At 40.2% G+C, this 25,650-nt stretch carries 27 protein-coding genes; 4 read left to right on the forward strand and 23 right to left on the reverse strand.

Annotated elements, in window-relative coordinates; genetic code table 11:
* Positions 1–198: 198 nt before the first annotated feature.
* The 20 genes from AACU95_RS00755 to yceD form a co-directional block, all read right to left on the reverse strand.
* Complete coding sequence (locus tag AACU95_RS00755; RefSeq protein WP_004247101.1) at positions 199–1,506, reverse strand: NAD(P)/FAD-dependent oxidoreductase; 1,308 nt, start codon at positions 1,504–1,506, stop codon at positions 199–201.
* A gap of 395 nt (positions 1,507–1,901) precedes the next feature.
* On the reverse strand, positions 1,902–2,447 hold the full coding sequence (gene ycfP, locus AACU95_RS00760) for an alpha/beta hydrolase YcfP (protein ID WP_004247100.1): 546 nt from the start codon (positions 2,445–2,447) through the stop codon (positions 1,902–1,904).
* Positions 2,444–3,463 carry a beta-N-acetylhexosaminidase gene (gene nagZ, locus AACU95_RS00765; protein WP_004247099.1) on the reverse strand — a complete coding sequence of 340 codons (1,020 nt, stop codon included), beginning with the start codon at positions 3,461–3,463 and terminating at the stop codon, positions 2,444–2,446. Before nagZ ends, ycfP begins: the two co-directional genes overlap by 4 nt.
* Before the next feature lie 38 nt (positions 3,464–3,501).
* Positions 3,502–4,413, reverse strand: a complete 912-nt coding sequence (locus tag AACU95_RS00770; protein WP_161737143.1) for a phosphotransferase — start codon at positions 4,411–4,413, stop codon at positions 3,502–3,504.
* Positions 4,406–4,987, reverse strand: a complete 582-nt coding sequence (locus AACU95_RS00775) for a penicillin-binding protein activator LpoB (RefSeq protein WP_004247096.1) — start codon at positions 4,985–4,987, stop codon at positions 4,406–4,408. Before AACU95_RS00775 ends, AACU95_RS00770 begins: the two co-directional genes overlap by 8 nt.
* Positions 4,988–5,001: 14 nt before the next feature.
* Entirely contained in the window at positions 5,002–5,403 is a 402-nt protein-coding gene (locus AACU95_RS00780) for a YcfL family protein (RefSeq protein WP_004247095.1), read from the reverse strand.
* 41 nt (positions 5,404–5,444) lie between these two features.
* On the reverse strand, positions 5,445–5,795 hold the full coding sequence (gene hinT, locus AACU95_RS00785) for a purine nucleoside phosphoramidase (protein ID WP_004247827.1): 351 nt from the start codon (positions 5,793–5,795) through the stop codon (positions 5,445–5,447).
* Positions 5,796–5,859: 64 nt separating this feature from the next.
* On the reverse strand, positions 5,860–6,645 hold the full coding sequence (locus AACU95_RS00790) for a metal-dependent hydrolase (protein WP_004247093.1): 786 nt from the start codon (positions 6,643–6,645) through the stop codon (positions 5,860–5,862).
* Positions 6,646–6,712: 67 nt separating this feature from the next.
* Positions 6,713–7,699, reverse strand: a complete 987-nt coding sequence (gene holB / locus AACU95_RS00795) for a DNA polymerase III subunit delta' (protein ID WP_004247825.1) — start codon at positions 7,697–7,699, stop codon at positions 6,713–6,715.
* Entirely contained in the window at positions 7,696–8,340 is a 645-nt protein-coding gene (gene tmk, locus AACU95_RS00800; protein WP_004247091.1) for a dTMP kinase, read from the reverse strand. Before tmk ends, holB begins: the two co-directional genes overlap by 4 nt.
* Positions 8,341–8,342: 2 nt before the next feature.
* Complete coding sequence (gene mltG / locus AACU95_RS00805; RefSeq protein ID WP_004247090.1) at positions 8,343–9,365, reverse strand: endolytic transglycosylase MltG; 1,023 nt, start codon at positions 9,363–9,365, stop codon at positions 8,343–8,345.
* A 17-nt stretch (positions 9,366–9,382) separates the two neighbouring features.
* Positions 9,383–10,210 carry an aminodeoxychorismate lyase gene (gene pabC, locus AACU95_RS00810; RefSeq protein WP_004247089.1) on the reverse strand — a complete coding sequence of 276 codons (828 nt, stop codon included), beginning with the start codon at positions 10,208–10,210 and terminating at the stop codon, positions 9,383–9,385.
* 144 nt (positions 10,211–10,354) lie between these two features.
* Positions 10,355–11,596 (reverse strand): beta-ketoacyl-ACP synthase II, encoded by a 1,242-nt coding sequence (fabF, locus tag AACU95_RS00815; RefSeq protein WP_004247823.1) that lies wholly within the window; start codon positions 11,594–11,596, stop codon positions 10,355–10,357.
* 74 nt (positions 11,597–11,670) lie between these two features.
* Entirely contained in the window at positions 11,671–11,907 is a 237-nt protein-coding gene (gene acpP / locus AACU95_RS00820; RefSeq protein ID WP_004247087.1) for an acyl carrier protein, read from the reverse strand.
* Positions 11,908–12,064: 157 nt separating this feature from the next.
* Positions 12,065–12,799, reverse strand: a complete 735-nt coding sequence (gene fabG, locus AACU95_RS00825; RefSeq protein ID WP_004247085.1) for a 3-oxoacyl-ACP reductase FabG — start codon at positions 12,797–12,799, stop codon at positions 12,065–12,067.
* Positions 12,800–12,807: 8 nt separating this feature from the next.
* Complete coding sequence (fabD, locus tag AACU95_RS00830; RefSeq protein ID WP_036894677.1) at positions 12,808–13,740, reverse strand: ACP S-malonyltransferase; 933 nt, start codon at positions 13,738–13,740, stop codon at positions 12,808–12,810.
* A 19-nt stretch (positions 13,741–13,759) separates the two neighbouring features.
* Positions 13,760–14,713, reverse strand: coding sequence for a beta-ketoacyl-ACP synthase III (locus AACU95_RS00835; protein ID WP_004247821.1), 954 nt, complete (start codon positions 14,711–14,713; stop codon positions 13,760–13,762).
* A gap of 4 nt (positions 14,714–14,717) precedes the next feature.
* On the reverse strand, positions 14,718–15,755 hold the full coding sequence (gene plsX / locus AACU95_RS00840) for a phosphate acyltransferase PlsX (protein WP_012367762.1): 1,038 nt from the start codon (positions 15,753–15,755) through the stop codon (positions 14,718–14,720).
* A gap of 24 nt (positions 15,756–15,779) precedes the next feature.
* Positions 15,780–15,950, reverse strand: a complete 171-nt coding sequence (gene rpmF, locus AACU95_RS00845) for a 50S ribosomal protein L32 (protein WP_004247080.1) — start codon at positions 15,948–15,950, stop codon at positions 15,780–15,782.
* A gap of 5 nt (positions 15,951–15,955) precedes the next feature.
* Positions 15,956–16,489, reverse strand: a complete 534-nt coding sequence (gene yceD, locus AACU95_RS00850; RefSeq protein ID WP_004247079.1) for a 23S rRNA accumulation protein YceD — start codon at positions 16,487–16,489, stop codon at positions 15,956–15,958.
* A 141-nt stretch (positions 16,490–16,630) separates the two neighbouring features.
* Here yceD and AACU95_RS00855 point away from each other — a divergent pair, with 141 nt between their 5' ends.
* Both AACU95_RS00855 and AACU95_RS00860 read left to right on the forward strand, forming a co-directional pair.
* Entirely contained in the window at positions 16,631–17,230 is a 600-nt protein-coding gene (locus AACU95_RS00855) for a Maf family protein (RefSeq protein ID WP_004247078.1), read from the forward strand.
* 44 nt (positions 17,231–17,274) lie between these two features.
* Positions 17,275–17,673, forward strand: a complete 399-nt coding sequence (locus AACU95_RS00860) for a hypothetical protein (RefSeq protein WP_004247077.1) — start codon at positions 17,275–17,277, stop codon at positions 17,671–17,673.
* Between the two features lie 106 nt (positions 17,674–17,779).
* On the opposite strand, the gene rluC is transcribed toward AACU95_RS00860, so the two are convergent.
* Positions 17,780–18,733 (reverse strand): 23S rRNA pseudouridine(955/2504/2580) synthase RluC, encoded by a 954-nt coding sequence (gene rluC / locus AACU95_RS00865; RefSeq protein ID WP_004247076.1) that lies wholly within the window; start codon positions 18,731–18,733, stop codon positions 17,780–17,782.
* 531 nt (positions 18,734–19,264) lie between these two features.
* On the opposite strand from rluC, the gene rne reads away from it, so the two are divergent.
* Positions 19,265–22,786 (forward strand): ribonuclease E, encoded by a 3,522-nt coding sequence (gene rne, locus AACU95_RS00870; RefSeq protein WP_161737144.1) that lies wholly within the window; start codon positions 19,265–19,267, stop codon positions 22,784–22,786.
* Between the two features lie 173 nt (positions 22,787–22,959).
* Here rne and tmaR read toward each other — a convergent pair whose 3' ends face one another.
* Complete coding sequence (gene tmaR / locus AACU95_RS00875; protein ID WP_004247073.1) at positions 22,960–23,298, reverse strand: PTS system regulator TmaR; 339 nt, start codon at positions 23,296–23,298, stop codon at positions 22,960–22,962.
* Positions 23,299–23,558: 260 nt separating this feature from the next.
* On the reverse strand, positions 23,559–24,821 hold the full coding sequence (locus tag AACU95_RS00880; protein WP_004251857.1) for an MFS transporter: 1,263 nt from the start codon (positions 24,819–24,821) through the stop codon (positions 23,559–23,561).
* A gap of 260 nt (positions 24,822–25,081) precedes the next feature.
* Between AACU95_RS00880 and AACU95_RS00885 the strand changes: the two genes are divergently transcribed.
* Positions 25,082–25,495 (forward strand): VOC family protein, encoded by a 414-nt coding sequence (locus AACU95_RS00885; RefSeq protein ID WP_161737145.1) that lies wholly within the window; start codon positions 25,082–25,084, stop codon positions 25,493–25,495.
* Positions 25,496–25,650 lie beyond the last annotated feature (155 nt).

The following is a 25,650-nucleotide window of genomic DNA, read 5'->3' on the forward strand; positions in this document are numbered from 1 at the left end:
TAAAAAATTAATTCGATATCCACATAAATATTTTCTACTGAATTAATCATCTAATTCAGAGATTCTTATTTTGACTGTTCACAATTATTACTACTCTTTAGATAGATAAAACCCCCGACAATATAAATACTGCGGGGGGTTAAAATAAACTTTTGTTTGCTAAAAGAAACAAAAGTTAGAAAAATAAACCATTATTCACTAATGAAGTTTTAGTTTTGGTCTAATCACACGATTGATTGATCCAACTAACATCATCAAACCCGTTTTAAGATAACCATGTAACGCGATTTGATGCATACGGTATAAAGAAATATAAACGATACGTGCAATACGCCCTTCTATCATCATATCGCCTTTCATTAAGTTGCCCATCAAACTCCCTACCGTACTAAATTTAGAGAGCGAAACTAACGAGCCATGATCTTTAAACACATATTCTTTTAACGTTTTACCCTTTAACATGGCTAAAATATTGCTATAACAACGGCTTGCCATTTGATGAGCGGATTGTGCCCTTGGCGGAACAAAACCTCCCTCTTTTCGCGGACAGGATGCACAATCACCAATCGCAAAAATCGCATCATCTAATGTTGTTTGTAATGTCGGCTTAACGACTAATTGGTTAATACGATTGGTTTCTAATCCAGCGATATCTTTCATAAAGTCTGGGGCTTTGATCCCCGCAGCCCAAACCATCAGATCAGCATCAATATGCTCGCCATCTTTGGTATTTAACCCTTTTTCATCGGCGCTTGTTACCATGGTTTTCGTCATCACGCGCACACCCAACTTAGTCAGCTCTTGGTGTGCTGCACTTGAAATACGCACGGGTAATGCAGGTAATATTCGCTCACCCGCCTCAACAAGCGTGATATTAAGGGCTGATGGCGCTAATTTTTTTAAACCATAACTATTGAGTTGGCGAACAGCATTGTGTAATTCGGCAGATAATTCCACTCCAGTTGCACCACCACCCACAATCGCAATATTTACTTTACGATTTTCAGCTTCTGCGTTGGAGTCTGCTGAATATTTTAAAAATAAATTGAGCATTTCATTATGAAAACGGTGTGCTTGCTGTGGGCTATCTAAAAAGATGCAGTGCTCTTTGATCCCTGGGGTGCCAAAATCATTAGATTTACTGCCTAAGGCCATGACTAAAATATCATAATCGAGTTGACGCTCTGGAACTAATAGCTCTTGATTTTCATCATAAATAGCAGCCAAAGTGATATTTTTATGTTGGCGATCAAGCCCTGTTAAAGTGCCTAATTGAAAATTAAAGTGATGGTTATAACCATGAGCGAGATAACTTAATGCATCAACACCATCATCTAACGAGCCTGTGGCAACTTCATGTAACAGAGGTTTCCATAAGTGACTATTATTTCTATCAACAAGGGTAATTTCTGCTTTTTTTTTGCGCCCTAACTTATCACCCAATTTAGTCGCTAGTTCTAATCCACCAGCTCCACCACCGACTATAACAATTTTTGTTAATGACATATAACGTCACTCCTAAAGATATTTACTGTTGTTATTTAAGTCATCTTGGTTAAATCCACTTAAATAACGACAGTTAAAACGTTTCAGTCAATGATTTTGATAATAGCCAAAGCTCATTGGCAATATGGTCATACCAAAGTTGATTTATATCAAAAAAATTTGAATTTTCATACCTGTTTTTTGATGAATCGAGTCATTTAGGTTGTTTTTCATTCGCCAATAGAACATCTTATTGACATATAGCTATTTTTTACCAGAACTATCAATTAGATAGAGGATATAAGTGAATAATTCAGTCGGAATATGAGAGGGGCTTAAAATAATAAAGAAAAGAAAAAATATAAATCAAAAAAAGATGGACAAAATGCACTCTGTCCATCTTACATAAGCCAATTTTAAGCGGGGATTTTGCTATTAAATGCTTTAATTTTAAAAAGATGTTCTGACAAGCTTTTGAACTTATGTGTCTGCGTTTCATCCCAAATAATCGAATAATAAGGTGATAACTCATCAGCAGAACGCTGGTTATCTAAAATCTCATCATGACGGGATAAAATCACTAATGCATTGTCTCTATTTTTAGAGCGAAAATCTTGAATACACTTAGTGGCAATATCTAAATACTCTTCAGGTCTATCAATCTTATCAGTCATATTTTCATATGGAAAAAGATTGGGGTTAATCATTACTTGGCGAATATTAGATAAAAAACCGATACGCTCTGCCCAGTAGCCACCTAATCCTACACCACAAATCAGCACCGGCTGTTTTGTCGATTTAATCAGTTTATCCGTCTCTTTGAGTAGATGTTGCATATCGTGACGTGGATGCAACGTACTGTAACTGAGAAAACGGACATCAGGATCAATAAACTGTAGCTGTAATACCTTCTCATGATTTCCCGGACTGGTGGAATCAAAGCCATGTAAATATATAATCATGCGCGCTCCTGCCATTGCTCCTGTAATTGGGTCAGCATTTGATTCGCTTTTTTCCAACGATCAGATGCTTGCAGTTCACTTAATGTGTAACGACCTCGGTGATGGTACAACGCCGAAATGCGTTCTGCTTTGACAAAGGACAGGTTATCTAACACACTTACCGCCCCTTTACGGTTATTACACACTAAAAGCATATCACAACCCGCATCTAATGAACGTTGCGCTCTCTGCGCATAACTTCCCATAATAGCGGCACCTTCCATAGATAAATCATCAGAGAAAATAACGCCTTGGAAACCGAGTTGTTCACGTAAAATTGATTTCAACCAATAAGGAGAGCCACTTGCTGGACGCTCATCAATCTGAGAATAAATAACATGAGCTGGCATAATGGCATCTAATAATTGACGTTGGATAAAATCTTTAAAGATAGCCATATCACGTTGACGAATATCGTTTAAAGAGCGCTCATCACGTGGCGTTTCTTTATGGGAATCGGCTCTGACGGCACCATGACCAGGAAAATGCTTACCTGTTGATTTCATACCTGCAGAGCGCATTCCTTTAATAAAGCTTTCCGCCATATCCATAGCGATTTCTGGACACTCATGGAAAGAGCGCTCACCGATAGCAATACAGTCATGACCAAGATCTAGGACTGGAGCAAAGCTAATATCAATATCCATTGCGATCATTTCTGATGCCATTAACCAACCGGCCTCTTGTGCTAAGCGACTAGCTTGATAGCGCTCATTAAGCGCAGCATAAGATTGCGCGGCAGGTAAGCGAGTAAAACCATCACGAAAGCGCTGTACTCGCCCTCCTTCTTGGTCAACGGCAATCACTAAACGCTCATGGGAAGCATCACGGATTTGGCGCACTAATTCATTTAACTGCTCAGCGTCGTGGAAGTTGCGGGTAAAAAGGATCAAACCACCAACAAGGGGATGCTTTAAAATTTCACGCTCCTCGTTATCGAGCTCATATCCTTCAACATCAAGCATTACAGGACCCATAACATTCCTCTCTTTGTTATTGCAATAATAAAATCTTTTCAATTCATCAGACTAAAATAGCAACGTAAAGGTTCAGACATAGCCAAAAACGCGTTATCTTTGGTTTGTTGCCAACGAACCTCATACCACATCAGCATCATATACAAGATAAAGGGTTCTCTTGATAAAATACGCTGCTTTAATACGTTAACCGAATAAAACGACTGCTGTTGTGGGTGCTGCCTATTTTGCTGATCATTATTTAATTCAGTATAGTGATGATATGCACAATACTCATGTAAAAATGCTGTTTGTTGTGCGCTGTTTAACTGATTTGCGGCAAAAAATGTCATTAATGAATCTGCCGTATCAATATCAGCAGCATATTCCCAATCAATAAATTTTATACCTGAATCGCTCAGAAGAATATTCTCAGGATGAAGATCCATGTGAGCTGGCGCGTATTTTATGAGTATACGTCGAGGTTGACGTAAAAAATCGTGATGTAAACGTAACCACTTTGGTGATAATCGTTTTCTGTCAATATGATACCAATAGACTGAAAGTTCATGCCACAAATCAAGAGGAAACCCAAAAGGTTTTTGCTGATGTAACTTAGCAATTTGATGAGCTAATGATTTGAGATGGGAGCCAAATAACTGCTGATGAGTAAGATGCTCACCCTCTAGCCACTGGAAAAAAAACCATGCACCATGGCGTTTAATAATATTTGGTGCAAGCTGAGTATTTAATAGCTGTTTTAAAATCGAAGACTCTTTTTTAGCCCTAACAAAAAGTGCCGTTTTTTCAGTGCCATAATAACGAGCAACCCAATCTATCCCATTACTTTGCAAACGAAAAGTACCGCCCCCTAATCCCGCTAAGGCGGTTATTTGCCACTGTGATAAGGGTATTGCGGGAAACCATTCCCGCAATAGGCTCAATAACTGTTGTTGATAAGATTTACTCAACCTTATGGCGCCCGCTCCAGAGTATTTCTCCGCTCGCAACCGACATTAATTGCATGCTGATCACACGATTATCTTTCTTACCATCGACAGTAGAAAACAAAATATAGTCTGCTTGCAAATAACGCGCTAAACCAATTGCCGCACTGCGCAATCCTAAGCTATCTTCACCGGATAGTCCTAATGCTTTTCTTGCTGACATCATTTGTGCATAAGGAACTGTTTGTAATGCACTAATACTATTTACCGAGTCGATAATTGTGTTAGTAGCATTAACAGCTTGGATGTTTCCGCCCGAATTATTTTTTACATTATCAACCACTAATAATTTGCCAGTTGCTAAATCATCCGTGACAGACATCTCTCTAATTAATGGCTGAATGGCCGCGTTCCAATTAATACTGGTTATTTTTGGCGGTGTTGGTACAACCTCTATGGGTGGCTCGATAGGTTTAGGTGGCTCTGTTGGCTCTGTGGGAGTAACAGGCTCTACAGGTGCTGGGGGTTGTTGTGGTAACATCGATGGACAACCTGCCAGTAAAAATACCGCTGCCACCACAAATAGCATTTTTTTCATATGACTACCTTATCCTAAGTAAAGAGATAGACTCTGACATAACTTACTGTTTTATTGGGTATATCAGCACTGATCTCAGTATCACCATCGCCCAAAATCATTACATCATTTACGCGGCCTGCCGGCGAAATTTCCAGTCCTTGCTCGTTATACCAATAAAAACGATAACGAATAGAGACAGGATAAGATCGCGTATTCGATAACGTCACCGTGGCGCGACTCCCCTGTTCATAACGCGTCAATAATGGTTTGCCTGCCACAATACCTACAGCTAAAACCGACGGCTCCATCACAATAGATTGTTGACGATTAAAATAGAGTTTATTGTCTGAATGAGACGCAAAACATCCAGCCAATAACGTTGTCATCAACAATACTATAAGTAATGAATAAACCCTTTTAGCTTGTTTTATCATGCTGCTACCTTGTTGCCATGATGATCTATTATCACATTAGATTATTTGCTTAATAATGGCCCTAATGGTTTTCCACCTAAAAGATGCATATGAATATGGAAAACTTCTTGCCCACCATGTTTATTGCAATTCATTACTAAACGATATCCCTCTTCTGCAATACCTTCTTGCTGAGCAATTTTAGCTGCCACAACAAATAGATGACCTAAAACTTGTTCATCTTGTGCAGTAACATCGTTTACCGTTGGAATAAGTTTATTGGGGATAATTAAAATATGAGTAGGCGCTTGGGGTGAAATATCACGAAATGCAGTGACAGTATCATCTTGAAAAACGATATCTGCAGGAATTTCACCACGAATAATTTTACTAAAAATTGTCTCTTCTGCCATTTTTATCACCTTATTATTTATTTTAATTCCTAGCCATCACTCGCCAATATTTCTATTGAACAACTTAGTCTGCGAGGTTTGGTATTTGAAAAAGTGTTGCAAAATTACGGGTGGTTTGCTGAGCAAGCTCTTCTATGCTCACCCCTTTTAATACGGCCATATACTCAGCAACATCACGTACATAAGCGGGTTGGTTCTCTTTACCACGATGAGGCACTGGCGCTAAATATGGTGAGTCCGTTTCAACCAGAATGCGATCAAGTGGTACGATACGTGCAGCTTCTCTAATTTGCTCGGCATTTCTAAATGTCACAATGCCTGAAAAAGAGATGTACATACCAAGATCAAGTAGCGCCATTGCTGTTTCTTTATCTTCCGTAAAACAGTGCAATACACCGCCACAGTCTTGAACCTTTTCTTCTTTTAAAATAGTTAGCGTATCTTCACGAGCGCTACGCGTATGTACAATAACAGGTTTATTAACTTGGCGCCCAATGCGAATATGTTCACGGAAAATTTCACGCTGAAGTGACGCATTTTCTTGTTGATAATAGTAGTCTAAACCTGTTTCGCCTAATGCAACAACATCGGCCTCAGCTGCAAGGCGCGCAAGCTCAGCGACATCGTGTCCCTCATCAAGGTTTAATGGGTGAATCCCACAAGAAAAAGCCACATTATCACGCTTGCCGATCAGTTCGCGCATATTTTTAAAGCCAGGTAATGTTGTTGCGACAGCTAACATATATTTGACATCACGCTGTTGTGCTTTTTCTACAACATCATCAATATTTTTGTGCAGTTTTTCATAATCTAAGCTGTCAAGATGGCAGTGTGAATCAACTAAAAACATAATGTACTCTCATCGTTATATAACTTTATATTATTTCTTTTACTTGTCTGCTAAATGGAAAGGGAAATTATTTCCCTAGAGCAACTAGCTGGGCTTCCCAATCAAGTAACTGTTCTGCCAACAATAGCTCTTTATTGATTGCTGGAATGGTAACTAATTGATGACGACACTGTTTCCAGCTTTCGCTCACCGCTAGCAACATTGCAGAAGGCAACTGTGATAACGCCATAATTAATGGCTGCTTATCTTGGTTGACACAATACACTTCAGCATGAGTTTGTCGTTTTAAAGCATCCAACAGTAATGATAATAACCAATAGATCTTACGTTCAGCATTATCTTGATTGAACTGAGCTAACAACCCATATAAATTTCGTTGTTGTAAGCTAACATATAACGCTTGGCAGAAGGCTTCCCTTTCTTGCCATTCTTGTTTTAGTAATGATAACGCTAAAACGGGCGCACCTTGAGATAGGTTTAATGCTGTGACACCATCGGCATAAGCCATATTAGGTAGCTGTTGTTGTAGCCAATGTATCGCATAATTCATCTCAGGCGGTGCTAAATGGTAATAGAAACAGCGACTACGTAGTGTTGCTAGCAATATTTCAGGTTGTTGACAATTCAATAAAAAATAGCAATTAACTGGTGGCTCTTCTAAGGTCTTTAATAACGCATTGGCTGCCGCTTCTGTTAATGCCTCAACCTCTTTTATCCATACCACTCGTGAGCCACCTTGTTGTGCATGGTGCTCAAGCTTTTCGGTGACTTTTCTAACCGCTTCGATCCCTATTGATGACTTTCCCTTTTCATTTTGCAAGATATGCCAATCTGGATGTGTTTCTGCCAACATCAAACGGCAACTATGACACTCATTACAGCTTTTTGAACCCTGCTTATTCTGACACATTAACCAACGACTTAATCCATAAGAAAGTGCATCAGCCCCCATTCCTTGAGATGCATGCAACAAAATCGCATGATGACCACGCCCTTCTTGGTACATACTTACCAGTTGTCGATATGCCTGATTTAACCAAGGATACCAATTCATAATGCGCTATTTTCCTGAGTCAGCCACTGATTGAGTACATCGCGAATATCCGCTTGTACTTTATCAATATCTTGTGATGCATCAATGGTAATAATCGAGGCGTCTTCTTTTGCTAATGCTTGATAACGTTCGCGAGTGCGGTAAAAAAAGTCCATAGACTCTTTTTCTATTCTGTCCAATTCACCTCTTGCTCGTGCTCTGGCTAGACCAACGGCCGGATCTAAATCAAGATAAAGGGTAAGATCAGGTTTAAAATCTGCTAATACCGTATCACGTAGTGACTTCATCAGGGCTTTGTCTATTCCTCTACCACCACCTTGATATGCTTGTGAAGAGAGATCGTGTCTATCCCCTATCACCCACTTACCTTGGGCTAAAGCTGGTTTTATCACATTTTCAACCAGTTGCACTCGTGCAGCATATAACATTAGCAATTCAGCTTTATCGGTAACTTTTTCGCCTTCAATACCTTGTTTAATCAATTCCCGTAATTTTTCTGCAAGCGGAGTTCCCCCCGGCTCGCGCGTAAAGGCCAAATCGGTGATCCCTTGTTGTTTTAATGTATCAACAACCGTTTGAATAGCACTGGTTTTGCCAGCCCCTTCTAATCCTTCAATAACAATAAATTTGCTGTTTTTCATAATTATCTTTGTTGTAAGCGTCGGTATTGTGCGACGGCTTTATTATGCTCCGCCAACGTTGTAGAAAACTTATGTCCCCCAGTGCCATCTGCGACAAAATAGAGATAACGCGTATCCGCAGGATGTGCTGCGGCTTTAATGGAAGCAACACTTGGCATAGCAATCGGTGTTGGCGGTAGCCCATCAATTTGGTAGGTATTGTAAGGCGTATAGCCATTAAGATCACTGCGATAAATTGTACCGCGATATTTATCACCTAACCCATAAATCACAGTGGGATCAGTTTGTAAGCGCATATTACGTTTTAAACGATTAACAAACACCGAGGCCACTTTGGTTCTTTCTGCATCAATGCCAGTCTCTTTTTCAATAATCGATGCCATAATCAACATTTCATAGGCAGATTTATAGGGTAAATCACTATCGCGTTTTAGCCACTCTTCTTCTAATGTTTTTTCCATTTGCTGATAAGCACGTTTTAAAATGGCGATATCCGTCGTGCCTGCGGTGTAATGGTAAGTATCAGGAGCAAACCAACCCTCAAGATGGGTAATTTCAGGCTTCATTCCTATTTCTTGGCGTAACTTATCGCTTTCCATACCATTTGCGACAATCTTTAACTCAGGAGCTTTATCAAAAATAGCTTGCCAATCACTTAAACGGCTACCCTCGATAAATCGAATCGTAAACTGCGCCTCTTTGCCACTTTTTATTAACAGCAAAACATCTCGCAGTGTCATACCTTTTGTTAAACGATAAGTCCCTGCTTTAAATTGACTGAGTTCTGGTTTTACTTTTAATAAAATTTGAAAATAATCTCCTTGTTTAAGAAGATTATTCTTAATAAGCAATTGTTCCATCGCAATACGCCCTGTTCCTGCCGGAACAGTAAGCAGCATTTCATCTTGCTTTACCACAACATTGTTCTCTAACCCACGAAGGCTTTGCATAATATATAATGTGGCTGCGCCAGCGCTAATCAATAATGCAAAAAAGGCTATCCAAACTAATTTTTTTATCTTCATTTATAACTCATCAAACGTTAAGTCAGTGACAAACAGTGTTGTAAAACAACATGGTAAGCGTCTCTATCGCGATATTGATAGTGCTTATCATCTGAAAAATAGATCTGTTTTACGGGAATAATGGGCATCAGTGCATTGGTTAACCAAATTTCATCTGCTTGATAGAGCGTTTGCGGTTTTTCTCGCACAATGTGAATATCCCAGTCCAATTGTTGCGCAAAATCTAATACCTGCTGGCGCATGATCCCATTCACACCCGAAAGACTAATATCCGGGGTAAATAATTGATTTCCTTTACGCCAGAAAAGATTTGCGGCATTCGCTTCAACTAAATATCCTTCATTGTCACACACTAACATGTCATCAAATGGGGTTGTTTCTAAATGGTGTTTAATCAGCACTTGCTCTAAGCGATTAAGATGCTTGATACCGGCTAATAAACTATTTTGTCCCAATCTCACTGGGCTAATAGCTAAAGAAACCCCTTGCTTTTGTAAGTTATGATAATAAAACGGGTAAGTTGAGCAGGATGTGATCACTGTGGGTGTGTCAAAGCCTTTCGATGAATAGCCTCGCCCACCGCTTCCGCGGCTAATAATCACCTTAATAACACTTTTTTCAGTGATTGTGGACGCTATTTGTAGAAGATGGCTGGCTAACCATTGCCAGTCTGGTGAGGGCAAAAACAGTGCATCACAACCGCGTTGTAAACGCTTAAGGTGAGCAGATAATAGAATAGGTTTACCTTGTTCAACAGCAAGTGTTGTAAAACAGCCATCACCAAATTGTACCGCGCGATCACTCACATTGATGCTTTGTTGCTGTTGTCCATTTACCCAATACATCAAACACCTTATTTATAATCTATGTTATTGATATTTTTTGTACATGATAAACAAGTTAATGTAAAAGGACAAAGCTATAGATAAAATAAAAGACCCAGCATGACGTCTGGGTCTTTAGACTAATTCAATACGCGAATAAGCGGTTTACACACGCTTAAAGAGAATCGAACCGTTGGTACCACCAAAGCCAAATGAGTTACATAGTGCATAATCCATGTTCTCAACTTTACGCGCTTTATGTGGTACGAAATCAAGGTGACAATGTTCATCTTGATTATCAAGATTGATTGTTGGCGGTACAATTTGGTCACGTAAAGACAAAATAGTAAAGATAGACTCAATCGCCCCGGCAGCACCTAATAAGTGACCCGTCATCGATTTTGTTGAGCTAACTAATACATCCGTCCCTTTGCCAAATACCGTTTCAACAGCTTGCGCTTCTGCAATATCACCCGCATTAGTAGAAGTACCATGCGCATTGATATAACCGACATCAGCAGCGGTAATACCCGCATCTTTCAATGCGTTTTCCATTGCAAGTGCACCACCGGCGCCATTTTCTGCAGGAGAGGTCATATGGTAAGCATCACTACTCATACCAAAACCAACAACTTCTGCATAAATTTTAGCGCCACGTGCTTTAGCGTGTTCATACTCTTCGAGGACTAACACACCTGCACCATCACCTAACACGAAACCATCACGATCTTTATCCCATGGGCGACTTGCCGCTTGAGGATCATCATTACGTGTTGATAATGCACGTACTGCACCAAAACCACCAACACCTAATGGTGTTGTTGCTTTTTCAGCGCCGCCCGCTAACATCACATCAGCATCACCATAAGCGATAATACGAGCGGCATGCCCGATATTATGCACACCTGATGTACATGCAGTTGCGATAGAAATGGTCGGTCCACGTAAGCCATAAATAATGCTTAAATGGCCAGCAACCATATTAATGATGGTTGAAGGAACAAAGAATGGGCTAATTTTACGAGGGCCACCATTGATTAATGATGAATGATTTTCCTCGATAAGGCCTAAGCCACCAATACCAGAACCAATAGCAGCTCCGATACGACTTGCATTGGCTTCTGTTACTTCAAGACCTGAATCCGCAATGGCTTGAACACCTGCTGCAATACCATATTGAATAAAGAGATCCATCTTGCGCGCATCTTTACGCGAAAGATTGTAATCTTCATGATTGAAATCTTTTACCAATCCTGCGAATTTAGTCGCATGATGACTGGTGTCAAATTCTTCGATAAGGCCGATACCACTCTGTCCGGCACACACAGCTTTCCAAGAAGCTTCTGCGTTATTACCGACAGGAGATAACATGCCTAGTCCGGTCACAACTACACGACGCTTAGACACGCTTATCCTCCAAGGAGGGAAAAAGTTTAGGATTAAGAATATAGGCGGTCGAGTGACCGCCTAGATTAGCAAGCTTATTTACCTGCGTTTTCAACGTAATCAATAGCAGCTTGAACTGTAGTAATTTTTTCTGCTTCTTCGTCTGGGATTTCGATATCGAATTCTTCTTCCAGAGCCATTACCAGCTCAACTGTGTCAAGAGAATCAGCGCCTAAGTCATCAACAAATGAAGCTGAATTCACAACTTCTTCCTCTTTAACACCCAGTTGTTCAACAATGATTTTCTTAACGCGTTCGTCGATAGTGCTCATACTATTAAATTTCCTATCAAAACTCGCTTGCGCGATGATTTTCTTAGTTTATAAATACAGGAAAAGATCTAACCAATCCCGACTGTGTGGACTACTTTATTCGCTATATTTTGCATTATATTGTACGCAAAAAGCAAATATAAAGACGTCCCCGTAATTAGACCATGTACATGCCGCCATTGACATGCAATGTTTCACCCGTGATATAGCCTGCTTCATCAGAAGCTAAGAAAGCTACAGCACTGGCAATCTCTTTGGCATCACCTAAACGGTTAGCTGGCACTTGAGATAAAATACCGGCTCTTTGGTCTTCTGTTAACGCTCTGGTCATATCAGTTTCGATAAAGCCAGGAGCAACAACATTTACCGTAATGCCACGGGAAGCAACTTCGCGTGCTAATGATTTACTAAAACCAATCACACCCGCTTTTGCTGCCGCGTAGTTTGCCTGTCCAGCATTACCCATGGTTCCAACTACTGAACCAATAGTAATTATGCGACCATAACGTTTTTTCATCATAGCACGCATAACTGCTTTAGACAGACGGAAGACTGATGAAAGATTAGTGTCAATGATATCTTGCCACTCATCATCTTTCATGCGCATCAACAGGTTATCACGAGTAATACCTGCATTATTGACCAAAATATCAATTTCGCCAAATTCCGCGCGCACATCAGCTAAAAATTTTTCAATAGAGTCAGTTTCTGTGACGTTTAACACAAAACCTTTACCTTTATTGCCTAAATATTCGCTGATCGCTTTAGCACCGTTTTCACTCGTTGCTGTACCAATTACGGTAGCACCACATGCTATTAGCTTTTCTGCAATCGCACGGCCAATACCACGGCTTGCACCAGTAACTAGCGCTATTTTTCCGTCAAATCCCATGAGATCCCTCAGTCATTTCCTAATGCAGCGTCTAATGATGCAATATCATTAACTGCCGCAGCGTTCATCTCTTTAGAAATACGTTTCGTTAAACCAGTTAATACTTTACCGGGTCCTATTTCTAATAATTGTGTGATGCCCTTGTCAGCAATAAATTCAACCGTTTCAGTCCAGCGGACTGGATTATAAAGCTGACGAACTAATGCATCTCGAATAGCATTAGCATCGGTTTGTGCTTTCACATCAACATTATTAACAACTTGAATTTCAGGTTGTTTAAATTCAATTTCTTGCAATGCAACAGCTAACTTATCTGCAGCAGGCTTCATTAAAGCACAGTGAGAAGGCACACTTACCGCTAAAGGTAACGCACGTTTCGCTCCAGCTTCTTTACATAATGCCCCTGCACGCTCTACGGCTTCTTTATTACCCGCAATCACCACTTGACCGGGTGAGTTAAAGTTCACCGGTGAGACAACTTGTCCTTGAGCCGCATCTTCACAAGCTTTTGCAATAGCATCATTATCTAATCCGATAATTGCATACATGGCGCCAGTACCTGCAGGTACAGCCTCTTGCATTAATTGACCGCGCAATTCTACTAGTTTAATCGCCGCAGCAAAATCAATTACGCCAGCACAGACTAAAGCAGAATACTCACCAAGACTGTGACCTGCCATCATTTGTGGCATTTTGCCTTGCTTTTCTTGCCATACTCGCCAAATAGCAACGGATGCTGCTAATAATGCCGGCTGTGTTTTCCATGTTTTGTTTAACTCTTCTTCAGGACCATTTTGCACTAAATCCCAAAGAGAATAACCCAATACATCAGATGCTTGAGCAAATGTTTCTGTCACTATTGGATAATGCTCGGCAAGTTCTGCAAGCATTCCAATCGCTTGTGATCCCTGTCCAGGGAAAACCATTGCAAAATCAGTCATGTTTATTTTCCTGATAATATTAAAAACGGATAAGTGCAGAGCCCCAAGTAAAGCCGCCACCAAACGCTTCTAACAGAATTAACTGCCCACGTTGAATGCGATTGTCTCTTACAGCTTCATCTAATGCTGTAGGAACGGATGCTGCTGACGTATTACCGTGGCGATCTAATGTCACCACGACTTTATCCATTGTCATATCCAGCTTTTTGGCTGTTGCTGAAATAATTCTTAAATTTGCTTGATGAGGCACAAGCCAGTCGAGTTCCGATTTATCAATATGATTCGCTTCTAATGTTTCATCCACAATGTGGGCAAGTTCACGAACTGCGACTTTAAAGACTTCATTCCCTGCCATGGTGACATAAGCAGGTAAGTCTTGATTTTCTCTATCCTGATAAGGCAGAGCTAACAGCTCACCAAAACGCCCATCAGAATGTAAATGTGTAGAAATAATACCTGACTCTTCAGAAGCACCGACAACGACGGCACCAGCAGCATCACCGAAAAGAATAATTGTACCGCGATCGTTAGGATCTAACGCATGTGATAAGCGATCAGCACCAATCACTAAAGCTTGTTTCACCGTGCCAGCCTTAATAAATTGATCAGCGATACTTAACGCGTAAACGAATCCTGAGCACGCGGCTGCAACATCAAACGCGATACAATCAGCAATACCGAGGGCGTGTTGAATTTGACATGCCGCACTCGGAAACGCATGAGAGCCTGATGTTGTGGCAACGATAATTAAGCCAATTTCTTGTCTATCAATATCAGCCATTTCTAATGCATTCTCAGCGGCACTCGCACCCATTTTGGCAACAGTTTCTTCTTCTGTTGCGATACGACGTTCATGAATACCTGTTCTGGTGACAATCCACTCGTCTGATGTATCAACCATTTTTTCTAAATCGGCATTAGTTCGCACTTGTACAGGCAAGTAACTACCAGTACCTAAGATTTTTGTATACATACTATCAATCACTCTTGGGTAATACTGTATTCAGACGTGAGGCAATTCGTTCTGGAATTTGTCGCTCAATGGCCTGAACAGCCTGTTCTATTGCTGCTGTAAACGCGTTTTCATTTGCGCCACCATGGCTTTTAATGACGATACCGCGTAATCCTAACAGAGAAGCACCGTTATACTGGTCGGGGTTCATATGGCCAAAACGCTTATTTAGGCGTTTTTGTAACCATTTCTTCAATAATTTCATCCACCACGACGTTTTTTTATTGTCACCAGTAGAAGATTTAATCAATGAAAGGAAGACTCTAATCACCCCTTCCATTGTTTTAAGGGAAACATTACCTGCGAAGCCGTCACACACCAACACATCTGTTTTGCCGGTCAGTAACTCGTTACCTTCCACATAACCAATATAGTTTATATTTGGTGTCGCCTTAAGAACGGTGGCGGCTTCGCGGATATTATCTAATCCCTTACTCTCTTCTTCACCAATATTTAAAAGTGCCACTTTAGGTGAATGTATACCTGCAATTTCTTCTGCCATCACGGCACCCATAACAGCAAATTGAACTAACATTTGGCTATCACAGTTAACGTTCGCGCCTAAATCAAGAACGACGGTCTTGCTTTTTTTCTGATTAGGTAACACAGAAACCAATGCAGGACGTTCTATTCCATCAATCGCTTTTAGCCGAAGTTTTGCTAACCCCATCAACACACCGGTGTTACCTGCACTTACACATGCCTGTGCTTCCCCTGTTTTCACCAGATCGAGTGCCACGCGCATTGATGTGCCTTTACTTGCTCTAATAGCATGTGAAGGTTTGGCATCATTGGCGACAATATGTTCAGCCGGTATAACATGTAAACGGGAGATTAGCTCAGCATTTTGATTTGCAAGCAGAGGAGAGATAGAGTCTGGTTGACCCACCAGCAATATTTTTAAATGAGGATTAGATGCCAGCGCCCGCAAACATGCAGGCACTGTGATACGAGGACCGAAGTCCCCGCCCATCGCATCTAACGCTATGGTTAGATTTGTCAAAGTATCAACGAGCTATAAAGCTAATTACTTGTTGATAACCTTGCGGCCACGGTAGTAACCGTCAGCAGTTACATGGTGACGCAGGTGAGTTTCACCAGAAGTTTTGTCAACAGAAACATGAGTTGCTGTCAGTGCGTCATGAGAACGACGCATACCACGTTTAGAACGAGTTGGTTTGTTTTGTTGTACGGCCATTGACCTTACTCCTTAGTACTTTTCTTTAAACTGGCTAATACGGCAAATGGATTCGGCTTCTCTGATAATTCTTCAGGGAGTTCACCGAACACTTGTTCCGCGTCGGACACTTCACAGTGTTCAAAATCATGTACCGGAACCACCGGCAAGTTGAGGATTATTTCATCTTCAATCATCGCCAGCAAATCTATTTCACCAAAATCGTCTACGTCGATTGGCTCATATTCTTCCGGTAATGCTTCAGCCCGTTCATCACTAACAACAGGGCTAAAACAATATGTTGTGTGAACATGATAGGGAAAATGGCCCCCGCAACGCTGACACTCTAAAGTGACATCCACATCGGAATGCCCCTTGATGACTGCCAAACGTTGATGGTCAATATCAAATGATAAAGCCACATCAATATTACTGTCCACACTGACCACCGATTCAGCTAAGCGGCTAACTTGCTCAGAGGAATATTGACCGTCATAGTCTAAATTCTTCTGTGCTGCTCGCAGCGCATCAATGGTCAGGGGTAATTTTACCTTTTGCATAAGGCGCGCATATTATCTTTGTAATGGAATATAGTCAAAGAAAAAGGCGGGTTATCTACACCTTTCCACCAAAATTCGCTTTATCAGCGGCGCATAGTTTAGAATGTCGGGCATCATTTTGCTACGGATTTTATAAAAAATATGTTGCCACTGGTTCTTGCGTCGACTTCACCCTTCCGAGCTCAGCTTCTGAAAAAGCTTGGAATGCCCTTTATACAGGCCTCCCCAAACATTGACGAAACCCCTTTGCCCACAGAGTGTGCACAAGCGTTAGTCACTCGTTTATCCTATGAAAAAGCGCGAGCTTTAGAGGTACAATACCCAAATCACTTAATTATTGGTTCAGATCAGGTTTGTGTACTCAATAAAAAAATTACGGGTAAGCCCCTTAATTTTGAAAACGCTTTTGCACAATTAAAACAAGCATCTGGTCAATGTGTATCATTTTATACTGGATTAACTTTATATAATAGCTCAACATTAGCCTATGAAAGTCATTGTGAATTATTTCAAGTTCACTTTCGGCATTTAACCGATGATGAAATTATCGGCTATTTAAATAAAGAAACGCCGTTTTATTGCGCAGGAAGTTTCAAATCTGAGGGGTTAGGAATTACTCTGTTCGATAAATTAAGCGGTGATGACCCAAATTCTTTAATCGGATTACCACTTATCCGATTGAATAAAATGTTACTCTCACAAAGAATTAACCCATTACTTTCCACAGATAATCAGGAATAGTCGTGATTGTCTTATTTTAATCTTATTTAGCGATAAAGCGTATTATGAATAAATTAGCATCAATTTTGGCAGCTTTAATCCTTACGGCATCGGTAGTAGGTTGCTCTGATGAGAAAGCACCTGACAATTCAGCCGTAAAAGCAGACAACAGTAGTAATGTTGCCCAAAATACTGATCCCAAAAAAGAAGATGAAAGTGCATCTTCATTTAAAAAGAACTTTATTAGTAGTTGCATACTCGGTTCTGGTGTGACTGATGATGCACTAATACCACAAATTACCGAAGTTTGTAGCTGTACTTACGACAACATCATCAAAGATTATGGTATGACCGAATTTATTCGTGTTGATATGGAAATGAGAAAAGACGGCTCTAAATCGCTACCGAAAGAGTGGAATATCGATAAAATTGTTGAGCAATGTATATCAACCATCACCAAATAACCTTGGCTGGATACTGATCCTATTTTCTAGGACGACAACGGTAAATCATTTGCAAACAAAGTGGGAAAAAATTTTCTCCCACTTTGCTAGTTTGAAAACAGTAGTATTAAGATTTTTGATTGCGTAATACTTGTAAACAGTAACGTAACGTTTTATCCATCGGCGCTTCAATACGCATTTTTTCCCCTGTTGAGGGATGAATAAAGGTTAATGAACTCGCATGTAAAAAGAGACGATTAAGCTTGGTTGAAGCTAATTGTGTATCAAAATCACGATCACCATAGCGATCATCAAAAGCAATAGGATGGCCGGCATGTAATGTATGGACACGAATTTGATGAGTTCGTCCCGTGACAGGACTTGCTTTAACTAAGGTCGCAAATTCAAAGCGCTCTTCTACCTTAAAGCGTGTTTCTGATGGTTTACCTTCACTACTTACTTTAACCACCCGCTCACCACTTTGTAGGATATTTTTCAATAAAGGGGCTTGTACTACTTTTGTATGAGATTGCCATTGACCACGTACTAAGGCTAAATAATCTTTTTGCATCTGTTTTAATCTTAGCTGTTCGTGTAGTGAACGCAGGGCTGAGCGCTTTTTAGCAATCAATAATACCCCTGAGGTATCTCTATCAAGGCGATGCACTAATTCTAGAAATCTCGCCTCTGGACGCAATGCCCTTAAACCTTCAATCACACCAAAACTGAGTCCGCTACCACCATGTACTGCCGTCCCTGATGGCTTATTAATCAGCATCACATGTTCATCTTCATATAAAATACACTCAGCAAGTGCTGATACTTTTTCTAACTTAGGCGATACCGCATGTTCTTCTTTTTCTGCTACCCGGACAGGAGGAATACGAATGCTATCCCCTGCAGCTAATTTATATTCAGGCTTAATGCGCCCTTTATTAACCCGAACTTCACCTTTGCGGATAATTCGGTAAATCATACTTTTCGGTACACCTTTTAAGCGTGCCAGTAAAAAATTATCAATACGCTGGCCTGCTTCATCGCCATCAATGGTGACGAACTGAACTTGATTAAATGATTTCATAGTGGCGATTTTTTAGCTCTCTTAAAATAAAAAATGACAAACAAATTATTGGTGCACAAAATAACATCAAATTAGGTGCCTATTTTAACCTGATTAATGGGAAAAAGACGAAACATTAACTAATCTCTCATATTTATACAGAAAAAGTCACCAAAGCGGAAAAGTCATCTTGCTATAACCCCAACACCAATGGAATAATGCAGACTCTCCTGATTAAGTTTATCAGGTATATTTATGAAATTTTGTTTGTTTGATATTCAAATGCAGCAATGGCGTAAGACATAGTCGAATATCAAACAATTTAGTATGCCATAAATACATCACTTATTGAGTTGGCACATTACGTCTCAATTAAAGAGTGCTGAATTTTAGAACTGAAAATCAGACTCACCGACAAATTGCACCTCTATACAATCGACAACCGTGAGGTTGACGCCTTTGTAAAAGACACGAGGTCATCGGTTATCAATAGTGTAATTACGTATGTCAGTGGCACATTATAAAACGTGAAAATAACGAGTAAGTCACAATATGAAAAGAATGTTAATTAACGCGACTCAACAGGAAGAGTTGCGTGTTGCCCTTGTTGATGGGCAACGTTTGTATGATCTGGATATCGAAAGCCCCGGACATGAGCAAAAAAAAGCCAATATCTATAAAGGTAAAATCACCCGAATTGAACCCAGTCTAGAAGCCGCTTTTGTTGATTATGGTGCGGAACGCCACGGTTTCCTTCCTATCAAAGAAATTGCCCGCGAATATTTTCCTAGTAATTATCACTCACATGGTCGTCCTAACATCAAAGATGTTTTAAAAGAAGGTCAAGAGGTAATTGTACAGGTAGATAAAGAAGAGCGCGGAAATAAAGGTGCTGCTTTAACCACCTTTATTAGCCTTGCAGGTAGCTATTTGGTATTAATGCCAAATAACCCTCGTGCTGGCGGTATTTCTCGTCGTATTGAAGGGGAAGATCGTACTGAATTAAAGGAAGCATTATCTAGCCTTGATATTCCTGATGGAATGGGGTTGATTGTTCGTACTGCAGGTGTGGGTAAATCCGCAGAAGCATTACAACAAGATTTAAGCTACCGTTTAAGACATTGGGATGCTATCAAAAAAGCAGCGGAAAGCCGCCCTGCTCCTTTTCTGATCCACCAAGAAAGTAACGTGATTGTACGTGCTTTCCGTGATTATTTACGACCAGATATTGGTGAGATCTTAATTGATAACGCTAAAGTAGTTGAAATGGCTCGTAGCCATATTGAAGCCATTGGTCGTGGTGACTTTGCTAGCAAAATTCGCCACTACACAGGGGCTGTACCACTATTTAGTCACTACCAAATTGAATCTCAAATTGAATCAGCCTTCCAACGTGAAGTCCGTTTACCTTCGGGTGGCGCTCTGGTTATTGATACAACAGAAGCATTAACCGCTATCGATATTAACTCATCTCGTTCAACACGAGGTGGCGATATTGAAGAGACAGCCTTTAACACTAACTTAGAAGCTGCTGATGAAATTGCGCGCCAACTCCGTCTACGTGACCTTGGTGGTTTGATTGTTATCGACTTTATCGATATGACCCCTGTTCGTCATCAGCGTGAAGTGGAAAATAGAATGCGTGAGGCTGTGCGCCAAGATCGCGCACGTATTCAAATAGGTCGCATTTCGCGTTTCGGCTTATTAGAGATGTCACGTCAGCGTTTAAGTCCTTCATTAGGTGAATCAAGCCATCATGTTTGTCCACGTTGTTTAGGCACAGGGACTATCCGTGATAATGAGTCACTTTCTCTTTCTGTATTGCGTCTTATCGAAGAAGAAGCATTAAAAGAAAATACTCATGAAGTACACGCTATTGTGCCCGTACAAATTGCCTCTTACTTGCTCAATGAAAAACGTAAGGCCGTCACCGATATTGAGTTGCGCCAAGCCAATGTCAAAGTAGTGATTGTTCCTAATGATCAAATGCAAACACCGCATTTCTCAGTTATTCGTGTGCGCAAGGGCGAAGAGATCTCTTCATTAAGCTACAATTTGGCGCAATATCACGAAACTCAGTTAAATGAAGCAGAAGATGAAGCCGTACCTGAGCGTAAAGCGCCAGAGCAACCGGCGATATCCGCTTTTGCATTACAAGATAATAGCGCTGACACCACCAATAAGAAAAAATCTGCACCAACTCCAGCTAAACAGGTGAAGAAAAGCGAAACAACAGAGAGTGGTGGATTCTTTAGTGCTATTGCAAAATTCTTCTCTAACTTATTTGCGAGTCAGCCAGAGCCTGTCATTGAAGAAAAACCGCAAGAAAGCAAAAAAGAGAATAATGAAAACCGTCGTGAGCGCCGAAATAATAACAATCGTCGCAATAATAACCGCCGTGAACGCGATAATGATCGCAATCGTGACCACGAGCGCAATCGCGATAACGTAACGAGCGAAGAAAATCGTAAGAACCGTAATCAGAAAGCGCAAAATGCCAATACTGAAGTCAGTAATGAGCAAGAAATCGCTGAACGTGAAGCCCGTCGTCAACAACGCCGTGAACAACGTGCAGAACAACGTCGTCGTCAGGAAGAAAAACGTCAGCAACAACAAGAAGCTGCGAAAGCCGCACAAAATACAGCGGAAAATGACAATGCAGCAAAACAGGCTGAGAAGAAAGAAGAACCTCGTCGCCCTGTTATGCCTCGTCGTGCTCGCCGTCAATTAACGCAATCTGTTCGTGTTACTGATGCTGTCGCAACACCCGCTATTGATGTTGCTGTGAGCGACTCACCGGTTTCTGAGCCACCAGCGACAGTGGTTAGTCAATTACCATCATCAGAAAAACAGCAAGTTGCGAAACCAGTAGCGACGATTAAAGATGAGCAAGAACAAGTTTCTGCTAATGCGTTAACTGATACTGTAAAAGCACAAGAAGAAGTGAAAAAAGAAGAGAATGCGGGCCAACAAGAAAATGTGATGCCACGTCGCTCTCGCCGTTCACCTCGTCATTTACGTGTTAGTGGGCAACGTCGTCGCCGTTATCGTGATGAACGTACATTAGTCTCCCCTATGCCGCTAACGATGGCCGTAGCTTCTCCAGAGCTTGCGTCAGGTAAAGTATGTATTCATTACCCTGTCACACCAATTAGTGATGCACCATTTGTTGACAATAATGTTGAAAATAGCACTGACAATACAGTTGCTAAAAACTTCATTACTCATAAAGATCCACAAATGGTTGCTATTGCACCAGAAGTATCAGAAACCATTGCTGCAGATGTTGCTCAGGCTCAAACAGCAAATACTGAAGCAACTGAAGCGACTTATTCGGTCACAGTTAGTACTGAATCAACCACTGAAGCTGTAGCTGAAATTGTCGCGATTGCACCGCAAGAAACGACTTCTGATGTTAATGAGTCAACTGTAGATCATGTAGAAGAAAACACTGTTAACAACGTTATTGCTGACGTTAATACCCAAGAGCATGTTACTCGTAAAGAGAATATCTCTGCGGTATTAAATACAACGGAAGCTTATCTACATGAAGTGACTGAGCAAGCAGATGTTGCCGAAGAGAAAACGGAAGCCGCTCATAATAAAGTCATAGCTAATGCTGATCATGAAACCGCTAGTGAAGACACCCATAGTGACATGACAACGCAAGCGCCTGTACCTGAGATGCCAGCAACAACCCAAGCATCAACTGAATGTGCGGCTGAGCAACATGTAGAGCAAACTGCTTCTCAATCTACACCTGTAGAAACACAGCCTGAAGTGACCGAGCCTGTTGCTGAAACTAAAACGGAAACCGAAGTCGTATCAGTTGAAGTTAAGCAGCCAGCTAAAGTGACCGTTATTCGTCAAGAGCCAACAGTACGCCAGTTACATGCTAGCTCGCCAATGACGAAAGCTCCGGCATCTACAGATGCACCTGTAGCAATTGAAATCAAAGCATGGGATGCACGTCCAGCCTTTGATAAGCAAGGCCGTAGCGGTGCGGGCGGTCATTGTTCAACTAATCATGCTTCATCTGAAATGACTAAAGCGTCAACGCATAGTGAGTCATAAGAGAAAAGAAGCAATAATATAACGCGATAAAATATCCGTTGTTAATCCAAGAGCCTGTTAATTAGCAGGCTCTTTTGTTTTATGGCTTGTGTGACCATAACTATGATGAAAAAACGAAAAAAAAGGCCTCTGAACAACCATTCAGAGGCCTTTGAATTTGCCAGCTAATATAATTAATTTTTAATATTAGGAATATTTTTAATTTCACCCATCGCTTTTAATTGTTTTGACAATTCACGACGCTCTTTAGAGAGATCTGCATTTTTTATGATGTAATCATCTACACGATCTTCATAGTCACTACGCATATTAGCGATAATACCGAGTACATCTTCAATTGACATACCAGGCTTAATGTATTCACTTAAGTTGTCTAATAAAAGAACACGTTTTTGGTTATCACGGATCTTTTTCTCATTGTCAGTGATCTCACGACGGATTTTGTTTTTACGACGATACATACGCACAAACTCCAGTACGTTTTGGAAAGACGGCTTGCTTGCGTTATCCATTTCCTACACCTTTACAATTGATATTTAAGAAAAATAGTACTGTTTAAGATTATCGCTTAATCGTGTCAATAAACAAGTAAAGTTTATAAATTTAATTGATTTGGCTTAATAAACAGTAGATTAGAATGATACGCTCTATTCAATATAGTCAATCAGCCGATATTCGTAAACCTAAATAAAATCGATAAAAAAAGCTACCACTCACGAATGGTAGCCATAAAAATTATCTAGCAGCGCTGTAATAGCTAATGCCTACCCGCTTAAATCGGTTGAGCTTTATTGTTACTATCGAGATCAGTCATATCATGTTGTGGTAATGCTTTCGAGTCAGCACGTAACAACACAGCAGAAAGTAACGTAGTACCGACTACCATACATCCCATCACCATATACGTAGGGGCAAAACCGTAATGATCATAGCCATAACCCGCTAATGGGGATAACAATGTTGCCACAATGGAACTGACACATTGGAAACCGACTAAATACAATGTAGAAGATAAACGCTTATCAAAATGTTGGCTGTTATATTTAAAAATAGAAATTAACAGGATAGGAAGCTCAACGGCATGTAATAACTTCATACAAGAGATCATTATCGGCCCTTCAACTAATCCAGAACCAATAATACGCGCAGCCATCACACTACTCGCCAATAATAAACCGTTTTTCGCTCCTATTTTGTTCACTAAGAAAGGCGCAACAAACATTCCTCCCGCTTCTAAGAAAACCTGTAAGGAATTAAGATACCCGTACATCTCATTACCTTGCTGTAATGATGCAAATTGTGAAGAGAAGAAAACCGGGAACTGTTGATCGTAGACGCTATAAATACAGGTTCCGACCACAAATAATATTAATGCCCAAAAGCGCGGTAATGACAGTAAGTTTAATGCATCATTGATGGTGAGTGCAGAAGGTTTACCATGCTCTAATTGATTAAAAGCATCTGGTTTATCTGTTTTTAGTAACGCCAACAGAATTAAGAAGATCACCCCCGCTATCGATGCCATAAAAAAGTTATAGTTAGGATCGATATTGATATTATGCCCAGCAATAAAGGTTGCCGATGCCCATCCCAAAGAGCCCCACATCCTCGCCCTGCCATACTCAAAACCACGAATACGGCTAACACGCTCAGTATAAGATTCTAAAACGCCGATCCCGGCATTAAAAGTCATTCCTACATAGAGCCCTCCGAGAATAGAGCCAATAAAAATATTCCAGCGCAATATTGCCGCAAAGCTAAGAAAAAAAGGCCCCGATAAAATAAGCAATACCGCGATAACCAGCAGTAAATTTTTGCGTAAACCCAGTTTATCTTGAATAAAGCCATAGAGTGGCTGGGCACATAAAGCAATCAATGATATAGCCGAGAATATCAAACCAGTATCTGTTGCTTTAAGTCCAACATATTGATGTAACCAAATAGAGATTAATGAAAACGATGAAGACCATGTAAAAAAGAAGAAAAATAGCAACGCACTTAAGATCACATAGTATTTTTTAGCATCTTTATTCATTGTTAAGCGCCTTATAAAGTCATTTTGCGACCAGAATGTTAACGTTAACTCTATTTATAACGTAGAAAATATTTACCATTATGTGATTTAACGCACTAAAGTTAACGTTAACATTCAAATTATGTGCAGAAGATCGATTTTTATGCTGGTAGTACTTACCACTATTTTAAATGCAACACACAAATAGACACCCTATTATTCTTTTCTGTTCGACCTATTTGTTACAATAACCTGATTATTTATCTTATCGACTAATGATTATGCTTACTGATTTAAATCATCTAACACTTGCCGTCAATGACGTCAAAAAAAGCTTTCACTTTTATGTTGAAGTACTTGGTTTTAAACCCCTGGCAATATGGGATCACGGAGCTTATCTACAGTTAAATACTTTGTGGTTATGTTTATCCGAAGATACCCGCAATATCACTGAAATAAGTGATTACACCCATTATGCATTTAGTTTATCTGCAAATAATTTTGAAACATTTAAACAGCATCTTCTATCACACGGCATTACATCGTGGAAAGAAAATAAAAGTGAAGGAGACTCTTTTTATTTTTACGATCCTGATAACCACAAATTAGAAATACATGTAGGCGATTTAGAGAGTCGTTTAAAAACTTGTCGTCAATATCCTTACTCAGGTATGCAATTCTTTGATAATAAATAAAAATATTACAATAAAACGAATATAACACAACGGATTACAGGACTTTCTTATCACTTTATTACCATCATAAAAAACAACGAAATAGTGATTAACGTAAGTGGTGATACTCTTTGACTTCCCTTAACTACAATACCCGATCTCAGAGACATTATTAA

It is taken from the genome of Proteus sp. G4415 (assembly GCF_963896075.1).
Lineage (GTDB): Bacteria > Pseudomonadota > Gammaproteobacteria > Enterobacterales > Enterobacteriaceae > Proteus > Proteus mirabilis.

Coding starts and splice junctions, on each gene's coding strand:
- AACU95_RS00885 (WP_161737145.1), top strand. CDS start 25,082: ATGCTTACTGATTTAAATCATCTAACACTTGCCGTCAATGACGTCAAA.
- fabD (WP_036894677.1), bottom strand. CDS start 13,740: ATGACTGATTTTGCAATGGTTTTCCCTGGACAGGGATCACAAGCGATT.
- AACU95_RS00860 (WP_004247077.1), top strand. CDS start 17,275: ATGAATAAATTAGCATCAATTTTGGCAGCTTTAATCCTTACGGCATCG.
- AACU95_RS00790 (WP_004247093.1), bottom strand. CDS start 6,645: ATGTTTTTAGTTGATTCACACTGCCATCTTGACAGCTTAGATTATGAA.
- yceD (WP_004247079.1), bottom strand. CDS start 16,489: ATGCAAAAGGTAAAATTACCCCTGACCATTGATGCGCTGCGAGCAGCA.
- rne (WP_161737144.1), top strand. CDS start 19,265: ATGAAAAGAATGTTAATTAACGCGACTCAACAGGAAGAGTTGCGTGTT.
- pabC (WP_004247089.1), bottom strand. CDS start 10,210: ATGTATTGGGTAAATGGACAACAGCAACAAAGCATCAATGTGAGTGAT.
- AACU95_RS00880 (WP_004251857.1), bottom strand. CDS start 24,821: ATGAATAAAGATGCTAAAAAATACTATGTGATCTTAAGTGCGTTGCTA.
- rluC (WP_004247076.1), bottom strand. CDS start 18,733: ATGAAATCATTTAATCAAGTTCAGTTCGTCACCATTGATGGCGATGAA.
- tmk (WP_004247091.1), bottom strand. CDS start 8,340: ATGAAAAACAGCAAATTTATTGTTATTGAAGGATTAGAAGGGGCTGGC.
- rpmF (WP_004247080.1), bottom strand. CDS start 15,950: ATGGCCGTACAACAAAACAAACCAACTCGTTCTAAACGTGGTATGCGT.
- nagZ (WP_004247099.1), bottom strand. CDS start 3,463: ATGGGTCCTGTAATGCTTGATGTTGAAGGATATGAGCTCGATAACGAG.
- AACU95_RS00835 (WP_004247821.1), bottom strand. CDS start 14,713: ATGTATACAAAAATCTTAGGTACTGGTAGTTACTTGCCTGTACAAGTG.
- AACU95_RS00780 (WP_004247095.1), bottom strand. CDS start 5,403: ATGATAAAACAAGCTAAAAGGGTTTATTCATTACTTATAGTATTGTTG.
- AACU95_RS00775 (WP_004247096.1), bottom strand. CDS start 4,987: ATGAAAAAAATGCTATTTGTGGTGGCAGCGGTATTTTTACTGGCAGGT.
- mltG (WP_004247090.1), bottom strand. CDS start 9,365: ATGAAGATAAAAAAATTAGTTTGGATAGCCTTTTTTGCATTATTGATT.
- ycfP (WP_004247100.1), bottom strand. CDS start 2,447: ATGATTATATATTTACATGGCTTTGATTCCACCAGTCCGGGAAATCAT.
- fabG (WP_004247085.1), bottom strand. CDS start 12,799: ATGGGATTTGACGGAAAAATAGCGCTAGTTACTGGTGCAAGCCGTGGT.
- AACU95_RS00755 (WP_004247101.1), bottom strand. CDS start 1,506: ATGTCATTAACAAAAATTGTTATAGTCGGTGGTGGAGCTGGTGGATTA.
- tmaR (WP_004247073.1), bottom strand. CDS start 23,298: ATGGATAACGCAAGCAAGCCGTCTTTCCAAAACGTACTGGAGTTTGTG.
- hinT (WP_004247827.1), bottom strand. CDS start 5,795: ATGGCAGAAGAGACAATTTTTAGTAAAATTATTCGTGGTGAAATTCCT.
- acpP (WP_004247087.1), bottom strand. CDS start 11,907: ATGAGCACTATCGACGAACGCGTTAAGAAAATCATTGTTGAACAACTG.
- AACU95_RS00855 (WP_004247078.1), top strand. CDS start 16,631: ATGTTGCCACTGGTTCTTGCGTCGACTTCACCCTTCCGAGCTCAGCTT.
- holB (WP_004247825.1), bottom strand. CDS start 7,699: ATGAATTGGTATCCTTGGTTAAATCAGGCATATCGACAACTGGTAAGT.